At 61.9% G+C, this 21,324-nt stretch carries 20 protein-coding genes; 7 read left to right on the top strand and 13 right to left on the bottom strand.

The genetic code is table 11. The features are described from left to right. Positions 1 to 452: 452 nt before the first annotated feature. Entirely contained in the window at positions 453 to 3,440 is a 2,988-nt protein-coding gene (gene uvrA / locus RLDS_RS37375) for an excinuclease ABC subunit UvrA (RefSeq protein ID WP_021225584.1), read from the top strand. 30 nt (positions 3,441 to 3,470) lie between these two features. After that, a complete protein-coding gene (locus RLDS_RS55905; RefSeq protein WP_152528025.1) occupies positions 3,471 to 4,490 on the top strand; it encodes a DUF6236 family protein in 1,020 nt (339 codons plus the stop codon). 40 nt (positions 4,491 to 4,530) lie between these two features. Here the strand turns inward: RLDS_RS55905 and RLDS_RS37370 are convergent, their stop codons facing one another. Then, on the bottom strand, positions 4,531 to 4,764 hold the full coding sequence (locus RLDS_RS37370; RefSeq protein ID WP_021225582.1) for a DUF433 domain-containing protein: 234 nt from the start codon (positions 4,762 to 4,764) through the stop codon (positions 4,531 to 4,533). Positions 4,765 to 4,767: 3 nt separating this feature from the next. On the opposite strand from RLDS_RS37370, the gene relB reads away from it, so the two are divergent. From relB to RLDS_RS37345, 5 genes are all read left to right on the top strand, one after another. Next, a complete protein-coding gene (gene relB / locus RLDS_RS57270) occupies positions 4,768 to 5,019 on the top strand; it encodes a type II toxin-antitoxin system RelB family antitoxin (protein ID WP_021225581.1) in 252 nt (83 codons plus the stop codon). 188 nt (positions 5,020 to 5,207) lie between these two features. Beyond that, positions 5,208 to 5,555 (top strand): hypothetical protein, encoded by a 348-nt coding sequence (locus RLDS_RS56490; protein WP_021225580.1) that lies wholly within the window; start codon positions 5,208 to 5,210, stop codon positions 5,553 to 5,555. 155 nt (positions 5,556 to 5,710) lie between these two features. Further along, a complete protein-coding gene (locus RLDS_RS37355) occupies positions 5,711 to 6,853 on the top strand; it encodes a hypothetical protein (RefSeq protein ID WP_021225579.1) in 1,143 nt (380 codons plus the stop codon). Positions 6,854 to 7,055: 202 nt separating this feature from the next. Then, positions 7,056 to 7,268 carry a cold-shock protein gene (locus RLDS_RS37350; protein ID WP_021225578.1) on the top strand — a complete coding sequence of 71 codons (213 nt, stop codon included), beginning with the start codon at positions 7,056 to 7,058 and terminating at the stop codon, positions 7,266 to 7,268. Between the two features lie 158 nt (positions 7,269 to 7,426). Then, the gene (locus RLDS_RS37345; RefSeq protein WP_021225577.1) at positions 7,427 to 7,642 is read left to right on the top strand and encodes a hypothetical protein; all 216 of its coding nucleotides are present in this window, start codon (positions 7,427 to 7,429) and stop codon (positions 7,640 to 7,642) included. Between the two features lie 12 nt (positions 7,643 to 7,654). Here RLDS_RS37345 and RLDS_RS37340 read toward each other — a convergent pair whose 3' ends face one another. The 12 genes from RLDS_RS37340 to glmM form a co-directional block, all read right to left on the bottom strand. Further along, complete coding sequence (locus tag RLDS_RS37340; RefSeq protein WP_152528024.1) at positions 7,655 to 9,751, bottom strand: EAL domain-containing protein; 2,097 nt, start codon at positions 9,749 to 9,751, stop codon at positions 7,655 to 7,657. A 48-nt stretch (positions 9,752 to 9,799) separates the two neighbouring features. Continuing rightward, on the bottom strand, positions 9,800 to 10,084 hold the full coding sequence (locus RLDS_RS37335) for a hypothetical protein (protein WP_021225575.1): 285 nt from the start codon (positions 10,082 to 10,084) through the stop codon (positions 9,800 to 9,802). Positions 10,085 to 10,099: 15 nt separating this feature from the next. Then, positions 10,100 to 10,750, bottom strand: a complete 651-nt coding sequence (locus tag RLDS_RS37330) for a TadE/TadG family type IV pilus assembly protein (protein WP_021225574.1) — start codon at positions 10,748 to 10,750, stop codon at positions 10,100 to 10,102. Beyond that, positions 10,747 to 11,364: a TadE/TadG family type IV pilus assembly protein gene (locus tag RLDS_RS37325; protein ID WP_021225573.1), complete on the bottom strand. Its 618-nt coding sequence runs from the start codon at positions 11,362 to 11,364 to the stop codon at positions 10,747 to 10,749. The genes RLDS_RS37330 and RLDS_RS37325 overlap by 4 nt, the downstream gene beginning before the upstream one ends. Beyond that, positions 11,361 to 13,337, bottom strand: a complete 1,977-nt coding sequence (locus RLDS_RS37320) for a pilus assembly protein (RefSeq protein ID WP_021225572.1) — start codon at positions 13,335 to 13,337, stop codon at positions 11,361 to 11,363. The genes RLDS_RS37325 and RLDS_RS37320 overlap by 4 nt, the downstream gene beginning before the upstream one ends. A gap of 150 nt (positions 13,338 to 13,487) precedes the next feature. Next, positions 13,488 to 16,094: a glycosyl hydrolase 115 family protein gene (locus RLDS_RS37315; RefSeq protein WP_021225571.1), complete on the bottom strand. Its 2,607-nt coding sequence runs from the start codon at positions 16,092 to 16,094 to the stop codon at positions 13,488 to 13,490. Between the two features lie 168 nt (positions 16,095 to 16,262). Next, complete coding sequence (locus RLDS_RS37310) at positions 16,263 to 17,513, bottom strand: MFS transporter (protein WP_201767464.1); 1,251 nt, start codon at positions 17,511 to 17,513, stop codon at positions 16,263 to 16,265. Positions 17,514 to 17,598: 85 nt separating this feature from the next. Continuing rightward, a complete protein-coding gene (locus tag RLDS_RS37305; RefSeq protein WP_021225569.1) occupies positions 17,599 to 18,261 on the bottom strand; it encodes a L,D-transpeptidase family protein in 663 nt (220 codons plus the stop codon). 84 nt (positions 18,262 to 18,345) lie between these two features. After that, positions 18,346 to 18,945, bottom strand: coding sequence for a ribonuclease HII (locus tag RLDS_RS37300; protein ID WP_021225568.1), 600 nt, complete (start codon positions 18,943 to 18,945; stop codon positions 18,346 to 18,348). Beyond that, positions 18,938 to 19,699, bottom strand: a complete 762-nt coding sequence (gene thiD, locus RLDS_RS37295; protein ID WP_021225567.1) for a bifunctional hydroxymethylpyrimidine kinase/phosphomethylpyrimidine kinase — start codon at positions 19,697 to 19,699, stop codon at positions 18,938 to 18,940. The genes RLDS_RS37300 and thiD overlap by 8 nt, the downstream gene beginning before the upstream one ends. Then, positions 19,696 to 19,920 (bottom strand): DUF1272 domain-containing protein, encoded by a 225-nt coding sequence (locus RLDS_RS37290; RefSeq protein WP_021225566.1) that lies wholly within the window; start codon positions 19,918 to 19,920, stop codon positions 19,696 to 19,698. The genes thiD and RLDS_RS37290 overlap by 4 nt, the downstream gene beginning before the upstream one ends. Then, positions 19,920 to 21,260, bottom strand: coding sequence for a phosphoglucosamine mutase (gene glmM, locus RLDS_RS37285; protein WP_031297853.1), 1,341 nt, complete (start codon positions 21,258 to 21,260; stop codon positions 19,920 to 19,922). The genes RLDS_RS37290 and glmM overlap by 1 nt, the downstream gene beginning before the upstream one ends. Positions 21,261 to 21,324: the final 64 nt, after the last annotated feature.

Genomic DNA, 21,324 nt, shown 5'->3' with positions numbered 1-21,324 from the left:
CCATATTGGCCCTGCCAGCTATGATCGAAGATCACGCTGACGTAGGAAACGCCCAGACCGGTGTCGGTCGCACCTGCCGTAAACGTCACATACTTGCCGCCGGTCGTGACATCCACGGTGCTGGCAAAGTCCAGCGACGTCAGAACCGGTTTCGTCGTGTCGGCAATGGCCATGAAAAACCCCTGTCATTTGACCACGACTCTTTTCGTGGCACCCCAAGGGCAAAGAGCAGATTAAGGTTCGGTTCGGCAAGCATTTTTCTTTGCTCTAAAATCCGATGGCCATGACAATTACTGTCATCTGCTTGGACGAAGCATGAGCGCTGCCTCTCGGTTAAACCTTGTCGAACCCACCTTGGATCGCCATCTGCCAAGCACCTTGCCCGAACAGAACAAATCTGGAACAATCCACCCCATGAGCCTTACCCACATCCCAAAGCAGAGCTTTAGCGAATGCTGACCCACATTAGCGTCCGCGGCGCGCGCGAGCATAATTTGAAGGGCGTGGACGTCGATCTGCCCCGCGACTCCCTTATCGTCATCACCGGTCTGTCGGGATCGGGGAAGTCGAGCCTCGCCTTCGACACCATCTATGCCGAGGGGCAGCGCCGCTATGTGGAATCGCTCTCCGCCTATGCGCGCCAGTTCCTGGAGATGATGCAGAAGCCCGATGTCGAGCATATCGAGGGCCTCTCCCCCGCCATCTCCATCGAGCAGAAGACGACCAGCCGCAACCCGCGCTCGACCGTCGCGACCGTCACCGAAATCTACGACTATATGCGCCTGCTCTGGGCGCGGGTCGGCATCCCCTATTCGCCCGTGACCGGCGAACCGATCAGCGCCCAGACGGTCAGCCAGATGGTCGACCGCGTGATGCTGTTGCCCGAAGGCACGCGCTTCTACCTGCTCGCCCCCGTGGTGCGCGGCCGCAAGGGCGAATATCGCAAGGAACTCGCGGAGTGGCAGAAGGCGGGCTACACCCGCGTCCGCATCGACGGCGAAATGTATCTGATCGAAGACGCCCCCGCGCTCGACAAGAAATACAAGCATGACATCGAAGTCGTCGTCGACCGCCTCGCCGTCGACGCAGACATGGGCACGCGTCTCGCCGACAGCTTTGAACAGGCGCTCAAACTCGCCGACGGCCTCGCTTATGTCGATTTGGCGGACACTACTGTTGCGGAGGCTCAGAAAAACCAAACTCCGTTCGCTTCGAGCGAAGTCGAGAAGCCTTTGGGGCATCGTGTCTCGACTGCGCTCGACACGAACGGCGGCGGTGAAAAAGGCAAGATGAAGGGCGCGGGCGTCCCCGCCAACCGCATCGTCTTCTCCGAAAAATTTGCTTGCCCCGTCAGCGGCTTCACCATTCCCGAGATCGAGCCGCGCCTCTTCTCCTTCAACGCCCCGATGGGCGCCTGCCCCGCCTGCGATGGCCTTGGCGAGCGGCAGGAGTTCGACCCCGAACTCGTCGTCCCCAACGAAGCCCTGTCCTTGAAGAAAGGCGCGGTCGTCCCCTGGGCGAAATCCAACCCGCCCTCGCCTTATTATATGCAGGTGCTCGGCTCCCTCGCCAAGGAATTCGGCTTCTCCCTCGACACTCCCTGGGCCGACCTCCCCGGCGAGGTGAAGCTCATCATCCTCCACGGCACCGGGGGCAAGCCCGTCACACTCCGCTTCCAGGACGGCCGCAAAAGCTATGAGGTCAAGAAGGCGTTCGAGGGCGTCATCGGCAACCTCAACCGCCGCCTGCTCCAGACCGACAGCGCCTGGATGCGCGAGGAGCTTTCCAAATATCAGCGCGCCCAGCCCTGCGAAACCTGCCACGGCGCGCGGTTGAAGCCCGAGGCGCTGGCCGTGAAGATCGCGGGCGAGGACATTTCCATCTCCACCCGCCGCTCGGTGGTGGACGCGCTGGGCTTCTTCTCCACCCTCCCCGCGCAACTGAACGATCAGCAGAACCAGATCGCCCGCGCCATCCTCAAGGAAATCGTCGAGCGCTTGGGCTTCCTCAACAATGTCGGCCTCGACTATCTGAACCTCGACCGCACCAGTGGCACCCTGTCGGGCGGCGAAAGCCAGCGCATCCGCCTCGCCAGCCAGATCGGCAGCGGCCTTTCGGGCGTCCTCTACGTCCTCGACGAACCCTCGATCGGCCTGCACCAGCGCGACAATGACCGCCTGCTCGTCACCTTGAAGCGCCTGCGCGACCTCGGCAACAGCGTCATCGTCGTCGAACATGACGAGGATGCGATCCGCGCCGCAGACTATATCGTCGACATGGGGCCGGGCGCGGGCGTCCATGGCGGCACCATCGTTGCGGAGGGCACGCTCAAGCAACTGCTCAAGAACAAGAAAAGCCTCACCGCCGATTATCTCAACGGCACCCGCCGCATCGAAGTCCCCGCCAAGCGCCGCAAGGGCACCGGCAAGAAGCTCACCGTCCACAACGCCCGCGCCAACAACCTCACCGGCGTCACCGCGTCGATCCCCTTGGGCACCTTCACCTGCATCACCGGCGTGTCAGGCTCCGGCAAGTCCAGCTTCACCATCGACACGCTCTACGCCGCGTCGGCCCGTGCGCTCAACGGCGCGCGCATCATCGCCGGCCCGCATGACAAGGTGACGGGCCTCGAACATTGCGACAAGGTGATCGACATCGACCAGTCGCCCATCGGCCGCACCCCGCGCTCCAACCCGGCGACCTACACCGGCGCCTTCACCAACATCCGCGACTGGTTCGCCGGCCTCCCCGAAGCCCAGGCGCGCGGCTACAAGCCCGGCCGCTTCAGCTTCAACGTCAAGGGCGGCCGCTGCGAAGCCTGCCAGGGCGACGGCGTGCTCAAGATCGAGATGCACTTCCTCCCCGACGTCTATGTCACCTGCGACGTGTGCCACGGCGCGCGCTACAATCGCGAAACGCTGGATGTGAAGTTCAAGGGCAAGTCGATCGCCGACGTGCTCGACATGACGGTGGAGGACGCGGTGGAGTTCTTCAAGGCCGTCCCCCCCATCCGCGACAAGATGGCGATGCTCGCCGAAGTGGGCCTTGGCTATATCAAGGTCGGCCAGCAGGCGACGACCCTCTCGGGCGGCGAGGCCCAGCGCGTCAAGCTCGCCAAGGAACTCTCCCGCCGCGCCACCGGCAACACCCTCTACATATTGGACGAACCCACCACCGGCCTCCATTTCGAGGACGTCCGCAAACTCCTCGAAGTCCTCCACGCCCTGGTCGACCAGGGCAACAGCGTGGTCGTGATCGAGCATAATCTCGATGTCATCAAGACGGCGGACTGGATCATCGACATGGGGCCGGAAGGCGGGGTCAAGGGCGGCGAGGTGGTTGCGGAAGGCACCCCGGAGAAGGTCGTGAAGGAGCCGCGGAGCTTTACGGGGCGGTATCTTGCGCCGTTGCTTGGGCTGGAAGCTGTGGCGGCGGAGTGATTCCTTCCCACTATTTGGAGGTAGCGAGTTATGAAGGGACATTGGCCCAGCGGCCGGCCTAGAGGCTGGAGTGCAAATCGAGAAATTTCAGACATCCCGCGGTTGGATGCATCCAAAGTTACCGATTCTCCTCAACGTGAAGGTCTTTGGTTAGATCGTGTTATTTTACCTCCTGCTGGCTTGGATTCAGGTGAGCGTGGAGCATTGATATTGTCGGAAAAGACAGTTGAAGCAAATAAATCTGGCTCTGGAATAATCACTCGAGGTAACGGTGATTTCAATTTAGATGTTGTGCGGTCTGCCTTATTGCTATTTGATAGACTCGATTGCCCGACGAATAATTTTTTTAATGTCGATCCATCATTACCAAGTGGCTTGGAGGAATGGCCTGGAATCCAGCAAACTAGAATTGAATTGAGCGGAAGACTAACTGTTGATATCTTTCAAGAAGTGCTTTCGCAAAGCTTTATCGCATTGAATGATCGGGACAATGACTGCTGGTCTTTGGCTCGTGGCCCGCATGTGCAGGGCTTGCACGCATCTGTCTTCACGCCCGAAAAAGCATTTCGTATCAAACTTGAAAATGCATTGCCCATACCGGATATATCTGTGCCATATGAAGATATCCTCATATTCAAAGATCGTCGAAAGGCAGAACTTTTGGCTTTAAGGCACTACTTAGATGATTTGGCGATAGAGATAGGAAAATCGGGATTTGGTGGCCTTGCCGAAACAGTAGCTTTTGAGAAGTTTCAGCAGGCACTTGCAGATCATGTTTGCGTCTCAAGAGAGACAAATTTTTTGAAAAGATTGGCTTCTCTTGAAGTAAAGTTTCAATGGAATGAACTTGCTACAAATCCGTCCATCGTGGCAGGCGCGGGTGTAGCCTTGCATGGCGTAGCTACAGGTTTGCCGCTGGTGTCTGCCGCTTGGCAGGCGTTGGCGGCATTTGCTCCGGCTTTTTCCGTAGAAACTGCTCTCGGGCTACGTCAAAAAAGGAAAACCGCTTCACCATTTGAATATATCATTCAGGCTAAAAAGATCGGGTAGTGGGTCACAGGACGCGGCAATTGCGCGTTGACAAGAAATTTCATTCGGCGGCAAGCACCACGGGATGGCCGGCCATGGCCGCCGCATAACCCAAGGCCGCCCGCACATCATCCCCGCTCAGACACGGAAAATCCGCGACAATCTCGTCCACGCTCACCCCACCGGCCAGCATCTCAAATATGTCGCTCACCCGCAATCGCGTTCCAGCCACGATCGGCCGACCGCCGCAAACGGCGGGATCGACGGTGATACGGGGAAAACCTGCAAGGGTCATGGTATGAGCCTACCAGACCAGCGACGGTTTCGCTATAGTCCCTTCATGCCCGACGATCCGCCAGATTTTGATGGGTTCACCCCCTCGGATTTCGATCCGCCGCCGCATCTCATGGCGCCCGAAGACCCTGCCGAATATGACGCATGGCTCCGCGCCGCCGTCGAACGCGCCCTTGCCGATCCGCGCCCAGGCATTCCTCATGAACAGGTCATGGCCCAAATGCAGGCCATCATTAATCGGCGCAAGACCGCCTGATGTTGCCAGTCGTCTGGCGTGGTTCACCCCAACTATGGCCTTGTATACCGCGTCGGCGCTGACGCCATCGAAATCCTCGCCGTCAAGCACACCCGCCAGCAATATCCCTAGCGCCCACCCGCAACGCCCGCTAACCCCTTGTCCCACGGCCCCGACACTCGTCGCGCGCCGTAAAAGGGGGGACTTTCATGAAATCATTTGCCGCCACTGTTGCGCTCTGCGCCGCCTTGCTGATCGCCGCGCCTGCCGCCCAGGCCGATGATGGCGACGACAACGCCTTCGTTCTCGTCAACAAATCGACCGTCGACGCCATCCAGTTCTTCACCAAGCGCAAGGATGGTACTTGGTCGAAGGACTGGCTCAAAATGCCGGTCAAGCCCGCCACCAGCCGCTCGCTCAAATTCTTCGAAGGGGACGAACGCTGTGAGGTGCAGACCCGCATCGTCTTTGCCGACGCCAGCGAATTTGACAGCCCGGTCGATTATTGCGGCGTCACCAATCTGATCGTCACCGACAAGAATATGTTCACGCAATAATCGCCCGCGATCCTGCCCGGCCCCCCGCAATCGGTGAGCCGGGCATAAAAAGGCGGCACCGCGCCACCTTCCCAAAATCCTATTGCTCTGTCCTACACGCGCCCGATCTGCCTACCCTCCGGCAAAGCCTCATTTCTGGAAACAGGAGCCTTGCCATGACCGCAATTGTGCCGCCCGTCCCCTCGCTCCCGCACGACCTGCCCACCCCCGCCGACGCGACCCGCGCCGATGGGTGGACGCCCGCGCGGCAACGGCGTTTCCTCGAAACGCTCGCCGCCACCGGCGTTATCATGCTCGCCTGCGGAAGCGTCCGCATCACCCAGCGCAGCGCCTATAACCTCCGCATCCGCCATGACGGCGCGGCCTTTCGCCTGGGCTGGGACGCGGCGATCCTGATCGCGCGCGACAGGCTCGCGACCGATCTGCTCGCCCGCGCGCTCACCGGGCAGGAGGAGGTCATCCGCAACGATCCCGACAATCACGAAATCCGCCGCCACCGCCATGACAATCGCCTCGCCATGTCGATGCTCTCCCGGCTCGATCGCATGGCCGACGCCCCGGCCGAAGGCTCCGACGCCGCGCTCGCCCGCGTCGTCGCGCAGGATTTCACCGCCTATTGCGACATGATCTGCCCCTATGCGGTCATGCTGGACGAAGTGGCGCGCGACGATCTGCCCCTTGCGGGGCGGGAGCCGTCCGCCCGCACCAGCGCCGACGCGCAGACCTGGCTGGGCGAACGGCCGGACGATCCCGAACCGGTCGAGGGCGATGCCGCCGCTTTGGTCACGTCCGCCGCCTCCGTCGCCATGTTCATCGCGGTGCGCCGCAACCTTCTGTCCACCACCGCGCGGGGCGGTGCGCTCGGACCGGTCGGCCATGGCGAAACCGGGCTAAACCCGCCCGTTTCCGCCGCGCATGAACGGTGTGAACTTCGCTCGGCTGAGGCCTTTCCCCACCTCATGGACCTGCCGCCTGAGGAGGCCGCCGCCGGGCTGCGCGGCGTGTGGTGGGACACGCTCTACAATGCCTGGCGCACCGATTTCCCCCCGCCGCCCGATTTCACCGGCGAGGAATCCGACGAGATGTATGATCCCGACGATTATCAGCGCGAATTGACCATCGACGAGGAACAAGCCGTCGCCCGGCAGCTGGAGGCGGAATATCTGCCCTATAAGGAAGCGGCGATCCGCGCCCGCGACGCCTATTTCGGCTTCGACGCGGCGGCAACTGATGCCCATGACGCGCCCGACCCCGCCGACGCAGGCCGCGCGGCCCACGCGGAGGCCCCACCGACCTGATCCTGGGGGGCCTTGCCACCCCGCGCGCCACCCTGACCGCGCCTGCGATTTGCTATTTCGCCCCCCATGCCCTACTTGGGGGACGCTACAGTCGCAAATCGACGGTCTTCGGCGCTTTGCGGCACCTACTTCCTTCTTTCCCTGCCCCTTTAGCCCTTGACCCGTTCACACAGGGCGGGCCGCAACGAAAGAAGGACTCATCATGAGCATCACTGGAACCGTCAAATTCTTCAACGCCGACAAGGGCTATGGCTTCATCGCCCCCGATGACGGCAGCCCGGACGCCTTCGTCCACATCACCGCCGTCGAGCGCGCGGGCCTTGCCACGCTGCGCGAAAAGGACCGCGTCTCCTATGATCTGGAGCAGGACCGTCGCGGCAAGATGGCCGCGGTGAACCTCACCCACGCCGAATAAGGCGTCCGGGCGGATCGCGCGCGTCGCCGTCCGCCCGCGCCACTGCGAAAGGCCCCTGCCCGCCGGCGCTCGCGCCGCACGGGCAGCGCGGGCCGGCCGGGCGTCCATCCCATGACGCCCGGCCCTTTTCCGCCCAGGGATGCGAAGGACAATTTTCCGTGGCCAATCCCGACTATCGCGCGCTCGCTGACAAGGCCCAGGCCGAAGCGGACGCCGCCCAGCTCGACAATGTGCGCGACCGCTGCCTGCGCTCGGCCGCCGCCTTCCTCGCCATGGCCCAGCGCCAGGACCTGGGCGACCGCAACCGCGCCCGCCGCGAAGCCGAACTCGCCGCCATCGCCACCGATACCGCGACCCCCGACACCCCGGCCTGACGGCCCGGCGCGTCAGTCCCGCCCGAAACTCTTGGGGTCCAGCCGCTGCTTGTCGGCGAACAGCTGGTCGCTTTCGGCGGAAAGATAGGTCGGCACAAAGGTGCTGAACGCCCGCCGCGGCTTGGTCAGCAGCACGGCATCAAGGTCGATGGCCTGCGCAAACTGCACGCCCGCCTGCCCGTTCTTCACCCACCGCACCTCGGCATCCAGCGGGGCAGCAAGGCCAATATCCAGCGCGATCCGCTCCCCCACCTCAAGGGTCAGGCCAGTCTCGATCATCGCCCCGGTGCGGGACATGTTGCGCAACCGCACCGCCTGGCTCGCCGACTGCGCCATGATCTGGCCAGTGCGCATGATCCGCCGCCGTTCCGCCCGTTCCCGCCGATGCCCCACCGCCTGCGCGCTCGACTGCCGGCTTCTCTCCAGCGCCGATTGCGGATCAAGCGGCCGGCCGTAAATATACCCCTGGATCAGCGTGCAGCCCAGCGAACGGACCAGGGCCAGTTGGTCATCCGTTTCCACCCCTTCCGCCGTGGTGATCATGCCCAGGTCGGCGGCCAGGCCGACAATGGCCTTGATAATCGGCGCATTGTTGTTTCCCGGCAACGTGGCCCCCTTGATGAAAGACTGGTCAATCTTGATCTTGTCGAAGGGAATGGATTTGAGATAGCTCAGGCTCGAATAGCCGGTGCCAAAATCGTCCAGGGCGATCTTCACTCCAAGCCCCTTGAGTGTGTCGATCGCCGCCCGGGTCTTTGCGGTTTCGTTGAGCAAGGCTCCCTCGGTAATCTCCAGTTCCAGCCTGTCGGCAGGAAGCCCGGCATAGGCAAGGGCGCTGGCGACGAGAGAAGGAAGCGCCTGATGCGCGAACTGGATCGGCGATATGTTGACCGCCACGCTGATGGGAGCGGGCCATTTCGCCGCCTCCATGCAGGCAGTGCGCAACACCCACTCCCCGATCTCGGCAATCAGGCCGGCCTCTTCGGCTACGGGAATGAAAATGGCGGGCGACACGGCTCCTCTGGTGGGATGCGTCCAGCGCACAAGCGCTTCAACCCCCGTAAGAGCGCCGCTTACCGTATGAACCACAGGCTGATAGGCGACGTGGAACTCTCCGCGTTCCAGCGCCCGCTGCATGTCCTCCTCTATCTGTTGCCGGACGCGCGCCTGCTCATGCATGTCAGGTGCGAAAAAGCGGTAAGTGCCCTTCCCAGCGGCCTTTGCCGCATACAGCGCCAGGTCCGCGTCCCGGACAATGTCAACCGCCGACCGATCGTCATAGTCGGATGTCGCAATGCCGACCGACGCGCCAATGGACACGAGATGGGACTGAATCAGATAGGGCTGCGAGAGGGCATGAATGATGTCGTTGGCTATGGCGGACAAAGCGGCACCATCACATATGTCGGCAAAGACGAGCTGGAATTCGTCCCCGCCCAAGCGACCGACCTTGCCCCTGCCCGCGACGATCTTGACCAGGCGACCGGCCACCTCCTTCAGCAGCTGATCCCCGACAGGATGTCCCAGCGTGTCATTGACCAGCTTGAATCGGTCGAGGTCTAGCATCATCGTCGCGCATCTTTGGCGGCGGTGCATCGACGACACGAGGCTGTTTTCCAACGTTTCCCGCATCGTGTCGCGGTTCGGCAAAGTCGTCAGCGAATCATATCGGGCCAGCTGCAACAGCTTGATTTCCGATTTCTTCTGGTCCGTCAGGTCGACGGCAAAGCCAACAAAGCCTTTGTACCGCCCGGCGTCATCATAGACAGGCTCACCCGTCAGGGACCACCAGAGGTCGTCATGTCCCTGTGCCTTGAGCACAAGTCCCTCAAATGGCAATCGCGAGGTCAGGTAGAAGCTGAGGCTGCGTTCGGATGCTCGCTCAGCCAGGCTCGCGTCATTGTCGATCAGGTCCGGTAGACTGACGGGCATCCGCCCGTGGCGTTCCTTGGCCGACAGGATGTTAGGGCTGACATAGGATAATGCGCCATCGACGCCCGTTTCCCAGAACCAGCCCTTGCCGCTCCCCTCATATTTGGTGAGCAGCCGCTGCGCCTGACCGTCAGTCAACGCGGGTTCGTGGGCAAGGGCGGGTCGGGCTGGTCGCACGATGATGGTCCTGGTGTGGGCAGGGAAAGGGGCTGGCGGGCCGCCGCGTCAGCCATCCGCCTGGAAGCGGTCGCTGATGACCTTGCCGCCAAGATCCTCTGCGCGTGGAATGGGATTGACCGGGGGCGGTAATGCTGCCGGACCGGTGTCGGCGCGGTCGGCGTCGACAGACCAACCCATGCCGGCCGCGCCGCTTCCTTGGGGAACAAGGTGCTGCGGATCATCCTGCCCTGCCTCGGTCACAGTTCCCCCGGCCTCGCTCTCACCGCCCTGATCGACGGCGGCCACGATCATCACGCCAACGCCCAGTGCGAAGAGGAGAGATTTATCCACGAGCCAAGGTCCTTTTCAGCATGTCGAAGGAACGACATTTTCATTATTGTAAATGCCGTTCGTACCCCCGCCATAATCGCGCTGATCGCGGACAGTCATGGCCGCGACGGCGGAAATCCGGTCCTGCGGAATGAAGATGCGTGCGATCAGCGGCTGATAGTCATAGGCGACTTCCACGAACATCAATGCGCCATCATCCGGTGCCGTGGCGGTCTGCCCCTTGACGGTGACGCCCGTCAAATTGGTGTCCCCCGCCTTGCCATGCGAAGAAGGCCAGGATTTGGACCCGCGGCATCTTTGCCACCGAATGCGGTAGCGATTGGTGGGATTGGGATTGGCCACCGGTTCGATGCTGCTCAAAATCACCCGACCGTGCCCATAGACATTCAGCCGCCCGGCCTGCAGGCCAGCGCCGGTCAGAAGGTCATTGATCTGGGCTTCGGTGATCTGCTTGTTCGCCAGGACAGTACCCGTTCCGATCCGCGCCGCATTGTCCGCGACATGCAACGCCAACTGGCTGATCCGCATCTTGGTGGTCACGAAATTGGTCAATTCCGCGCCGGTGAGCGCGACCGCCGTCATCAGCGGTAGTGCAAGCCCGAATTCCACGGCGGCCACCGCGCGGCGATCCAGCAGGAAGCGGCGAAAGCGCACGCGCAGGCTCATTTGCAATGCCCCACGGTCGGTGCGCCATATTCGCCCTGTTCGCCAAAGGGCTGATTTTCCAGCACGGTGCGCGCTTCGACCGTCACGTCCTTGGACAAGCCGATGAGTTCTGCCATCGGGAACAGCCGGGGATAGGTGATGGTCACCGTGTAGACGACATCGTCCTTCGCGCCGCCTTGCCCCCTGTCGCCTCCATCGCGGTCCCATATGCTGTTGTTATTATTGTCCTGAAACGGCTCGTCATTGTCGCAGCGTCCGTTGCCGTTGATGTCCTGAAAGGCTTCGGCCGTCGCCTGCGCCGCCTTGGTAAAATCCCGAAAGTAGCGACGAGAAAAATCCACTTTGGAATTGGCCGCCAGATGCTGGACTTTTTTCCGTACAGCGTCATCCAGCAATTGCTGCTGCGCTTCGGCCTTGCCGCTTTCAAGCGTGGAATCGCGCGCGCTCTTCTGCACCGCGCCCTGAAGGACCGACTGCATATAGAGACTGTGGGCGAGATCCATGAAGCCAAGCAGGGTGGAAAACAGGACCGTCGAAATAAGGCCGAATTCGACGATCGTCGCGCCGGCCTGGTCAGCCGCCAACGTCTCGCGGGCGCGCTTATCCCGCCTCATCGGGTCAGCCTTAGCTGCGAAATTTCGTCGGCGATTTGCTGAAAGTTCGAAATCAGCGTGGCGCTGTTGGCCGCGACGTAAAAGCGATTGGGCGACGCACAGGATTGCAGCAATGCCTGCGCGCTGGAACTGACACCCGTGCCGAAGGACACCACCCACAAGGTGATGTTTTTCGACTTGATGGCCGAACACAGCGCTTTGGTGCGCTCATTGACGATGCCGTTCAGCAGCGTGTTGCTGGGGCCGGCGTTACTGCGCGTTTGCCGCCTGTCCCACCAGGCGATGCCATGGGCGGTATAGCCCTGATTGGCGGTGACGGTATCGCCATCCGTCATGAAGACGATATGCCGCTCAATTTCGCCGCCAGCGGGAGTGAAGGCATTTTCCGATGCAAAGAGCCCCGTCGGAGACATCAGGCGCGCGCCCCATAACAGGCCGATGTCGTGATAGGTGTTGCCGTTCGCGACCAGCGTGTTGACATAGGATTCAAAGGCGTTGGCCGCTGGATAAGCCTTCAGCTTCGACGCGGCGCTGGGGCAGGCATAGGTGTAGTTGCGCGCAAGGTCGGTCGTCGTCTTGACCTTCGCCGTGGTCCAATTGCCAAGGGCGTCATAGCGCCCCCAGACAAGATCGGGCAGCAGTGGACGCCAGCGCGAGGCATCGTTGCTCGGCACCATGTCGATATCCATGTCAAAAGCGCTTGCCGGAACAGGCGAGAATTTGCCCACCGGATCGTCATTTGTCAGCTGGTAGGTCTGCCGTTCCTCGATACAGCCATTCCAGGTCACCGTCGCACTTTGCCCATAGGGGCCGACGGGGGCGGTGATGCTGTTGTTCCAGCTGCTCCCCCCAGCTTTCAGACCCGACACATCGAACGTCAGCTGATCATATTCATATTCCTTGAACCCGCTTGCGTCCGACCGCGTATAGTTTCGTTTGAGATAGCCCGAAATGTATCGCCGCTGGATCTGGCATTTGCCGCTTACGATCACGCCCTGATGGGTATAATAGTGGCCGTCCTGATTGGTCGACCAGGTCACGACGCGGTTCTGCCCGGTCACGGTCGACTGCTGATTATAGGGCGCGCTTTCGGTACCGGTCATTTCGATCCCGTCTGCTGGCACCTTGCCGGCACAACTGGTCCCGCTGGCCGCGCCATGATTTTCCCACGCGCTCCAGTTCATGTTGTAGGGGATTTGCTCGCTGGAGGTGACTTCCGCCTTGCCCTCCTTGAAACCATCCACGTCAGTGTTGCCGGTCGTCTTGGCCTTGCGGGACTGGTAAGATGCGCCGCTCACCATCCAGTCATTGCGCAGCAGGCGGCCGACATTGACGTTGGACGAATAGGGCACGAAGCCGAAGCGCAGCTGAACATTATTGTTTTGCGCGCCGGACGGGTTGCTGCCGCAATCAGCGGTCGTGTTGATCTTGGCCAAAGCCTCGTAAAAACATTTGACTGCCTTCTTGAGGCCGTTGAGCTTCGTGTCGCTGTCCCCCGGATTGATGGAGCCCATGGAACCGGTGGTGTCGAGCACGAACATCACGTCGGTATTGGGGATGCGCATTTCCGCGTCGCACGTGACGCCCACGGTCTTGGTCGAATAGCCGAATATGACCATGATCGTCATGGGGATCGTGACGGACGCCGATCCGGTGACCTTGCCTTTCAGTTCCGTGAAGGATTTGGTGAGGTTGCTGGAACCGTAGGAGCCGGGCACATAATTGATATTGAAAATACCGTCAGCGGTGGTGCGCGCCTTGTTGTTGCCGGCGTTCCACGCGCCGCCACCCATCTGCTTGCGCCCCGCCAAAGCGCCGGCGTCGCAGGCATGTTGCAACCGGGTCTTGACCAGATAGATGCGCGCCATATCGACGCCGCCGCCGATAAAGCCGAGAAGCGGAATGAACCCCGCCGCAACGAGGACCAGCACATTACCCGCCTGATTATCGCGTAAACGCGCCAGAAAACCCATAAACGACCCCTAAGTTGAGGCGTTTATGGCTTCTGGTGATTGATTTAGAATTAAGTGCGTCGAAAAACACCCTGATACAAATTAAGAAACTGAGAAAATCGATCCGATCCAGACAAATCGATTAATTTCACGGAATCATGCAGCCTGCCTCTATCCTCGGCCTAGCGTGGCAGGGCCCAGATAGGATTTGGCCACCGGCTTGGTGGCGAAAACCAGCCTCTGCAACGCCATGTTATCGTCTATCCGCCAGACGTGAATTCGATGACGTCCGGCAGTCACTTGTCCCAAGGGCGCGCTCATCTGCATGACATTATCGCGCACAGCGTCCGCCCATGCCATTTTTGCAGGGGTGTCCTGGGCGCCCCCAGTCGCCTCCAATCCGAATTGCAGCATCTGCACGGGACCATCGTCGATGGAAACACCAATCCGGTTGCCCTCCCCGCCCAGCGTATCAAGTGTCGGCGCCAGATACAGCGTCACCTCCGCCGGTCCGGCACGTTTGACATCGATTTCATAATCGATCCGCACCTGGTCGGACTGGCGAGTGGCAGCCTGTCCCTGCGGCAGAGCGACGACGGCTCCCTTCGTGCGTCCTAGATTGGCGATGGTGGTCCAATGCAGTCCATTGGCGTCATTCGCGCGGGTAAAATCAACCGCTTCGATAGGAATGATGGCGTCATCGATCGCCGGCCCGGGCACGAATACCGGCTTTTGATTGCGACGGTCGGCGGGCGTATCGGCGGCGACGCGCGTGATGCTGGGCATCGTTTGCTGCGTGGGATCATTCCAGATCACATAGCTCATGTGGACCTGCGCCATCATGCCGTCCCACTTGCCGCCATTCAGGCTGTGATATTGATCCGTCAGATCCTTGTCTCGACGGAATGTCTCTTCGACCTGATCGGCAAAATAATTGGCGCGCGCGTCGTTGCGCGCCGCCAGCGCCTTGTTCCAGGCCGCTGCGTAATAAAGACGATACAGATTGGCCAGGGCAGTGATGGGGAATTCGACGATTTGGAAATAGGCGTCGCGCTGATCCGCCCTCAAACGGTTGCGGACATCCAGCATGCGCGCTTCCAATTCATCCCATTGCGCGACAAGGCCACCAAATTCGCCTCCGTCCAGGCCATTGTCCCGAATGCCTCCCAACCCAAAGCTGTCCTGATCGATCAGTTCGGGTTTACGGCGCGCGGCATATTTGCTGTAGGTCGTGACCATCTGGCCGATAGGGGCCGCCAGGTCGACACCGAAGGTCGCCTTCGCCCAGTCCTGCGGGTACGCTGCCAAGGCGGCTGGCGTTAACGCTTCAGGGTCCCAGGCCATCGCCATCGCAAAGCTTAGCGGATATTCCATCGGCTTGATATCGCCGACGTTGAATATCCACATCGCTCGCGCATTGCGGCGATAGGCAAGGTCCATCTGCTGCCAGATCTTTTCGATCTGATTGGTGTTGATCCATTTATAGTTGCGTGGAACGCCAACATAATCAAAGTGATAATAGACACCATGACCGCCGGCGCGGTCAGGCGCACCATTTGCCGGAAGGCGTCGAATCTGCCCCCAATTGTCGTCAGCGAACAGCAGAATGACGTCGTCGGGCACCTGCATGCCCTGGTCATAATAGTCCTGTACCTCTTTGTAGAGCGCCCAGACCTGGGGCTGTTGCGACGCCGGGCGGCCCGTCACATCGGCGATGATGGCGCGCTGGTCATGAACGATACGTTCCAGCAATTCGGTGGCGGTTCCCTCCGCCATGGCCTCATCGCCATCGCCCCGCATACCGACGGTGACAACGGACTCATACCCTTTCCCGTCGCCCTTCGCCATCATGCGCTCGATACCGCCGCGCCAGAACTCGCGAAGATTTTCGGCGTTGGTTTCATAATTCCACGCACCGCCTTTGGCTCCGCTTTCCGCGCCACGATGCCATTCCGCCTGCGCGCGGAGCATCGGTTCGTGATGGGAATTGCCCATCACCACGCCCATCGCATCCGCCAAAGGAATGTTCTTCGGATCGTCCAGGGCGAACGCCTTGCCCCACATGGCTGGCCACAGATAATTGCCCTTCATCCTTAGCAACAATTCAAAGACACGGGCGTACATGGCTGAATTGACGCCGCCGAACTTCTTTTTGGCCCAGCCGCTCAGACAGGGGTCTTCATCGTTGATGAAGAAACCCCGATACCGCACCTTTGGTTTTTCAAGACGTTGGGGAATGGCGATCGTCGCGTTGGCGCGTCGCACAACTGGCACGTCCGCGAACCAGTACCAGGGGGAGACACCCAATCTTTGAGACAAGTCATAGGTGCCGAATATGGCGCCGCGTCGATCTGAGCCTATGACAACCAACGCCTGGGAAATGCCAGCAAAGGGCTGGCGGACGACGACCCTGCGAAAGGCCTCCCATTGGCCGTCCAGATCATCGGTCCTGATTTTACCGTTCGCGACCAGTCGATCCAGCAAGGCGCTTTGACCCTTGACTGCGATCAGGACGATGGGACCTTGTGTCGCTCCAACGGCATCCTTCATCAGCGCGGGCGTAGAGCCGCTTATCAACTCCAGGTCGGCCGCGAAGCTGTTGGCTACATGCTCGACGGCTGGATCGGCAGCGCTGTCGATGAGGATGTTGACCGGTCTGCCGCCGGTGACAAACGAAAAACGAGTCGCGACCTCAGGAGCTGCAGCCACCGACCCCACCGGCGCAACAAGAGCCAACGCCGCCGCAGCGCCCAGCAGAGCGCGCCTGGATAGGTTCATACGACTATCTTGCATTTTTCAGCACCTCTCGTTGCGTCGCGCCGGATGAAACCGGTTCACCATTGTGTTAACGCTACCAGTTATACTCATACATATATGCCGCAAACAAGAGCTAAGTCAGGAATGGCGCTGGACTGCAGAATAGCGTCCGCTTCCAGCAAGACGGAGTCAGGACCGCAAGCGCGCTGGCGCAGTCTCGGGCAGGCGGGCCAGCACCGGCAGCACGAACAGGGCGACCAGCGCGATCATGGCGCCTGGGGCCAGCGTCCACCCCGTGCGCGCGATCAGCAGATGCGCGATCCAGGGCGTCAGCCCGCCGAATATCGCGGTCGCGGTCGTCGCGCCCAGCGCAAGGCCGGTCAGCCGCCCTTCGCCGGGGAACTGCTCAGCCGTCGTCACTGCGCCGACTGCGCTCACTCCGCCGCCCAGAGCGGCGAGCAGCACCGCCCCGAGCAGCGCCCCGCCTCCGGCCTGCGCCATCAGGAAGAACATCGGCACGGGCAGCACGGCACCGGCCAGCGCCAGCACGAGCAGAACCAGCCGTCGACCGACGCGGTCAGCCAGAGCGCCGACGAAGGGAGTAACCAGGATCACCACCAGCGCCGCAGCCGTCGATAGCCAGAGCGCCGCCCCCTCCCGCATCGCGCCCGTGCCAGTCAGGAAGCTCGGCACATAGGTGATCCCGACATAATAGGTGATCGATCCCAGCGCCGATATGGCAAAGCCGCGCATGATCGCCATCCGCTGATGGGTCAGGCTGTCCCGCAGCGGATTGCCCGGCACTTTCCGTTCGCGCTGCTGTCGCAGAAAGTCGGGCGATTCCTCGATCGTGGAGCGCGCAAGCACGATCACCCCAGCCATCGCCGCCCCGGCAAAGAAGGGAATGCGCCAGCCCCACGCCATCAGCGCAGCATCGTCCAGCAGCGCGACCGTCGCCGCCGCAATGCCCGCCGCCAGCAGCGCCCCGATCTCACTCGCGGCCGATGCCAGAGAGGTCACGAAACCGCGCCGTCCGGCCCGCGCCCCTTCCAGCAGATAGGCGACGACCCCGGTATATTCGCCCCCGACCGAAAAGGCCATCAGGCAGCGCAGCGCCAGCAGCATCCATCCGGCCGCCGAACCAATCTGCGCATAGGTGGGTAGCAACGCCGTCGCCAGCATCGCTGCGGTCATCATGCTCATGGAGAGCAGCATCGTCAGCCGCCTGCCATAGCGATCCCCGATATGGCCAAAGACGATCGCACCCAACGGCCGCATCGCATAGGCAAGGGCAAAGCCGGCCAACACTTCCCCCAGGCCGCTCGCCCCGCCGCCATAGAAGATGCGGGACAGCAGCGTTGCGATATAGAGATAAAGGGTGAAATCATACCATTCGACGATGGTCGACAGGATCGCCACGGCCAGAGATCGGTTGGACATGCCACTGGCCTGCATCGGCGCCTCATCGTTTTTTTCGGTTCGCCCTCCTTGTGCGGACAAAGTCCCGCCAAGGCAAATAGGGGCGTCAGCGCGTGAGGCGCGGTAGGAAGATAGCCGGATCGACCTCCAGTTGCGGGATAGCTGTGGGGATGGCCGCAAAACCGCTCACGCCGGTCGGAGGCCGGGAATCGAAACTGACCATGGTGCTGCCCGGATCGGCGATGACGAGTTCGTCTAGCTGGATCGCAGGGTTCAGCCGGGCTTGCGTCACCTCCACCGGCGTTCCGATCCGCGTCAGCGCAAACAGCTGCCGCGCAAAGGCATAAGGCAGGCGGATACAGCCATGGCTTGCGGGATAGCCGGGATTATGCCCGGCGTGCAGCGCGATGCCATCCCAGGTCAGCCGCTGCATGAAGGGCATGGGCGCATTGCTGTAAAGATTGGAGCGATGCCACTGCCGCTTTTGCAAAATGGGATAGTCGCCGGTCGGCGTCCGATGCCCCTTCATGCCTGTCGAGACGCTGGCGGCGCCGATCAACCGATCCCCACGATAGACATGGACGCGCTGCTTTTCGATGCTGATGATCATGTAGAGCGGTCCATCGCCGCCATCTTCCAGCCAGCGATAGCCGCCCGGTGAGAGCGCCAGATTCTGTGTCAGATGTTGGGTCAAATCTTGGGCAGGCGCATGGGCGGGCACGCCGATAAGTAACAAAAACAGGAAGGGAAGCAGCCGATGCGCGCGCATAAGCTTTTATTAACCATGTGACGCCGCATTGCCACCCCGTCAGATCAGGCGATTGCAACCGTCCCGGCAAGGCACAGCTTGGGCTCAGAGAAGCAGCCGTTGTGCCACCGGGGCGAAGCTGCGGCGATGGAGCGGAGTCGGCCCATGTTCGCGCAGCGCGGCAAGATGGCGCGCGCTGCCATAGCCCTTGTTGCTCTCCCACCCATAATGCGGGTGATCGGCGGCCGCCGCGATCATCATGCGGTCCCGCTCCTCCTTCGCCAGGATGGAGGCCGCTGCGATCGACAGGCATTTGGCATCGCCCTCCACCACCGCCGTCGACGCCCAGCGCCATTGGGGGCAGCGATTGCCGTCTACCAGCACATGCGCGCAATCCGCGCTCAGCGCCTCGACCCCGCGCGTCATCGCCAGCATCGTCGCCCACAGGATATTGAGGTGGTCTATCTCCTCGACGCTCGCGACACCGATGCCCCAGCACAACGCGCGCGCCTTCACCTGCCTTTCCAGTTCCGCCCGTCTTTTGGGGGTCAGCTGCTTGGAATCGTTGAGCCCCTCCGGACAATCGTCCGCGTGCAGGATCACGGCGGCGGCGACGACCGGCCCGGCCAATGGGCCCCTGCCCGCCTCATCCACACCGGCGACCAGGCCGGGATGATGGCGCAGTTCATGCGAAAAATCAGGCATGGGCGTGAAACCCAATGGGTGCGCCCATCGGGCCATGGCCGCTGCCATACCCCGGCGCGAGCGCCAATGCCTCGCGCACATATTTGCGCGCGCGCTCGATAGCGTTAACCAGGCTCATCCCCTGCCCCAGCCCCGTCGCGACCGCGCTCGCCAGCGTGCAGCCGGTCCCGTGCGTGTGCACTGTTTCGATTTTCCGGTTGCTCCAGGCCTTGAGCACCCGGTCCGGCGCCAGCAGCCGATCCGTCAGCATCGGTCCTTCGCCATGGCCGCCCTTGGCGAGAACATGGGTGCCAAAGCGCGCGGCAATATCCTCTCCACCCAGCGCCGCCAATTCGGGAATATTGGGCGTGATGAGCGTCGCCAGAGCCATCAGCCTCTCGAACGCGGCGATGGTGGCGTCATCCGCCAGCAAGGACCCGCTGGTCGCCACCATCACCGGATCGAACACGATCGGCACGTCCCGCAGCGCTTCCAGCCGGTCCGCGACCGCGAGCGCCGTCTCCGCCGATCCGATCATGCCGATCTTCACCGCATCGACGCCAATATCGCTGATGCAGCTTTCCATCTGCGCCAGCACCAAGTCGGTCGGCACTAGATGAACGGCCTGTACGCCCAGCGTGTTCTGCGCAGTGATCGCTGTGATCGCCGTCATGCCAAATCCGCCCAGCAGGGTCACGGTCTTGAGGTCGGCCTGGATGCCGGCGCCGCCGCCGCTGTCTGACCCGGCGATGATGAGGATGCGGGCGGGTTTCATGACCTGTGGCGGCGCTCCTGCGCGGCGGGGTGATCGGCCAGCGCCTTGCCGGTGCGCGTCGGGCGATCCATCAATTCACCACCACAATTGGGGCATCGGTCATCCAGCGCCTCCGCACAGGCGGCGCAATATGTGCATTCGAACGAGCAGATGAACGCGCCCGGCGCATCGGCCGGCAAATCCACGCCGCACCGCTCGCAATCGGGCCGCATCTCAAGCATCAGGCAGCAGCCTTTTCCACGGCGGCGCAGATGCGGTCGACGACATCGCGCACCTGGTCCTCGCTATCCCCCTCCGCCATCACGCGAATAACAGGTTCCGTGCCGGACGGGCGGATGACAAGACGCCCGACGCCCGCCAGTTCAGCTTCCGCCTGCTCGATGACGTGCTGCACATCGTCATGCTCCAGCGGCTTGCCACCGGCGAAGCGCACGTTCTTGAGCAATTGCGGCACGGGATCGAATTTATGGAGCGTCTCGCTCGCGGGCTTGCCCGATCGCACCAGCGCGGCCAGCACCTGAAGCGCCGCGACCGTGCCGTCGCCCGTCGTCGCATAGTCGGACAGGATCATATGCCCGGACTGTTCGCCTCCGACATTGAAGCCGCCCTCACGCATCCGCTCCAGCACATAACGATCGCCGACCTTGGTGCGCTCCAGCGCGATGCCTTTGTCCGCCAGAAACCGCTCGAGGCCGAGGTTCGACATCACCGTCGCGACCAGCCCGCCGCCGCGCAACGTGCCCGCGGCAGCGAAATTGGCGGCGATCAGCGCCATGATCTGGTCGCCATCCACCAGCCGCCCCTTTTCATCCACGACGATCAACCGGTCCGCATCGCCATCCAGCGCGATCCCGATGTCGGCGCCCGATGACACGACGGTTTCCTGCAACAGCATCGGCGATGTCGAACCGCAACTGTCATTGATGTTGGTGCCATTGGGCGAGACGCCGATCGCGACGACGGTCGCACCCAATTCCCAAAAGGCCGACGGCGCGACCTGATAGGCGGCGCCATTGGCGCAATCGACCACGATCTTGAGCCCGTCGAGCCGCAGGTCGGCGGGAAAGCTGGACTTGACCGCGTGAATATAGCGCCCGCGTGCATCCTCCACGCGGCGGGCGCGGCCAATATCCTTGGACGCCGCCAGTTCGATCGTCTGATCCAGCAGCGCCTCGATTTTCAGTTCATCCTCGTCCGACAGCTTGTAGCCGTCCGGCCCGAACAGCTTGATGCCATTGTCGTAAAAGGGGTTGTGGCTGGCCGATATCATGACCCCCAGATCGGCGCGCATCGAATGGGCGAGCAAGGCGACAGCGGGCGTCGGGATCGGGCCGAACTGCACCACGTCCATGCCGACGGCCGTGAAACCCGCCACCAGCGCATTTTCCACCATATAGCCCGACAGGCGCGTATCCTTGCCGATCACCACGCGGTGGCGATGGCTGCCGCGCTGGAAATGGGTGCCCGCCGCCATGCCGACCTTCATCGCCAGGTCCGGGGTCATCGGCCATTGGTTGGTCCGTCCGCGTATGCCGTCGGTGCCAAAATATTGCCTGCTCACTTGTCCCTCGTCGCTTGGGGCCGCACGCGCGGAGTCCATCCTTACCCGCCCATAGCAATCTTTG

Origin of the sequence: Sphingobium lactosutens DS20 (assembly GCF_000445105.1) — a bacterium.
Classification (GTDB): Bacteria; Pseudomonadota; Alphaproteobacteria; order Sphingomonadales; family Sphingomonadaceae; genus Sphingobium; species Sphingobium lactosutens.
The sequence above is the reverse complement of the archived record's forward strand: the minus strand, read 5'-3'. Positions and strand labels throughout refer to the sequence as shown.

Coding starts and splice junctions, on each gene's coding strand:
- uvrA (WP_021225584.1), top strand. CDS start 453: ATGCTGACCCACATTAGCGTCCGCGGCGCGCGCGAGCATAATTTGAAG.
- RLDS_RS55905 (WP_152528025.1), top strand. CDS start 3,471: ATGAAGGGACATTGGCCCAGCGGCCGGCCTAGAGGCTGGAGTGCAAAT.
- RLDS_RS37370 (WP_021225582.1), bottom strand. CDS start 4,764: ATGACCCTTGCAGGTTTTCCCCGTATCACCGTCGATCCCGCCGTTTGC.
- relB (WP_021225581.1), top strand. CDS start 4,768: ATGAGCCTACCAGACCAGCGACGGTTTCGCTATAGTCCCTTCATGCCC.
- RLDS_RS56490 (WP_021225580.1), top strand. CDS start 5,208: ATGAAATCATTTGCCGCCACTGTTGCGCTCTGCGCCGCCTTGCTGATC.
- RLDS_RS37355 (WP_021225579.1), top strand. CDS start 5,711: ATGACCGCAATTGTGCCGCCCGTCCCCTCGCTCCCGCACGACCTGCCC.
- RLDS_RS37350 (WP_021225578.1), top strand. CDS start 7,056: ATGAGCATCACTGGAACCGTCAAATTCTTCAACGCCGACAAGGGCTAT.
- RLDS_RS37330 (WP_021225574.1), bottom strand. CDS start 10,750: ATGAGCCTGCGCGTGCGCTTTCGCCGCTTCCTGCTGGATCGCCGCGCG.
- RLDS_RS37325 (WP_021225573.1), bottom strand. CDS start 11,364: ATGAGGCGGGATAAGCGCGCCCGCGAGACGTTGGCGGCTGACCAGGCC.
- RLDS_RS37320 (WP_021225572.1), bottom strand. CDS start 13,337: ATGGGTTTTCTGGCGCGTTTACGCGATAATCAGGCGGGTAATGTGCTG.
- RLDS_RS37315 (WP_021225571.1), bottom strand. CDS start 16,094: ATGAACCTATCCAGGCGCGCTCTGCTGGGCGCTGCGGCGGCGTTGGCT.
- RLDS_RS37310 (WP_201767464.1), bottom strand. CDS start 17,513: ATGTCCAACCGATCTCTGGCCGTGGCGATCCTGTCGACCATCGTCGAA.
- RLDS_RS37305 (WP_021225569.1), bottom strand. CDS start 18,261: ATGCGCGCGCATCGGCTGCTTCCCTTCCTGTTTTTGTTACTTATCGGC.
- RLDS_RS37300 (WP_021225568.1), bottom strand. CDS start 18,945: ATGCCTGATTTTTCGCATGAACTGCGCCATCATCCCGGCCTGGTCGCC.
- thiD (WP_021225567.1), bottom strand. CDS start 19,699: ATGAAACCCGCCCGCATCCTCATCATCGCCGGGTCAGACAGCGGCGGC.
- RLDS_RS37290 (WP_021225566.1), bottom strand. CDS start 19,920: ATGCTTGAGATGCGGCCCGATTGCGAGCGGTGCGGCGTGGATTTGCCG.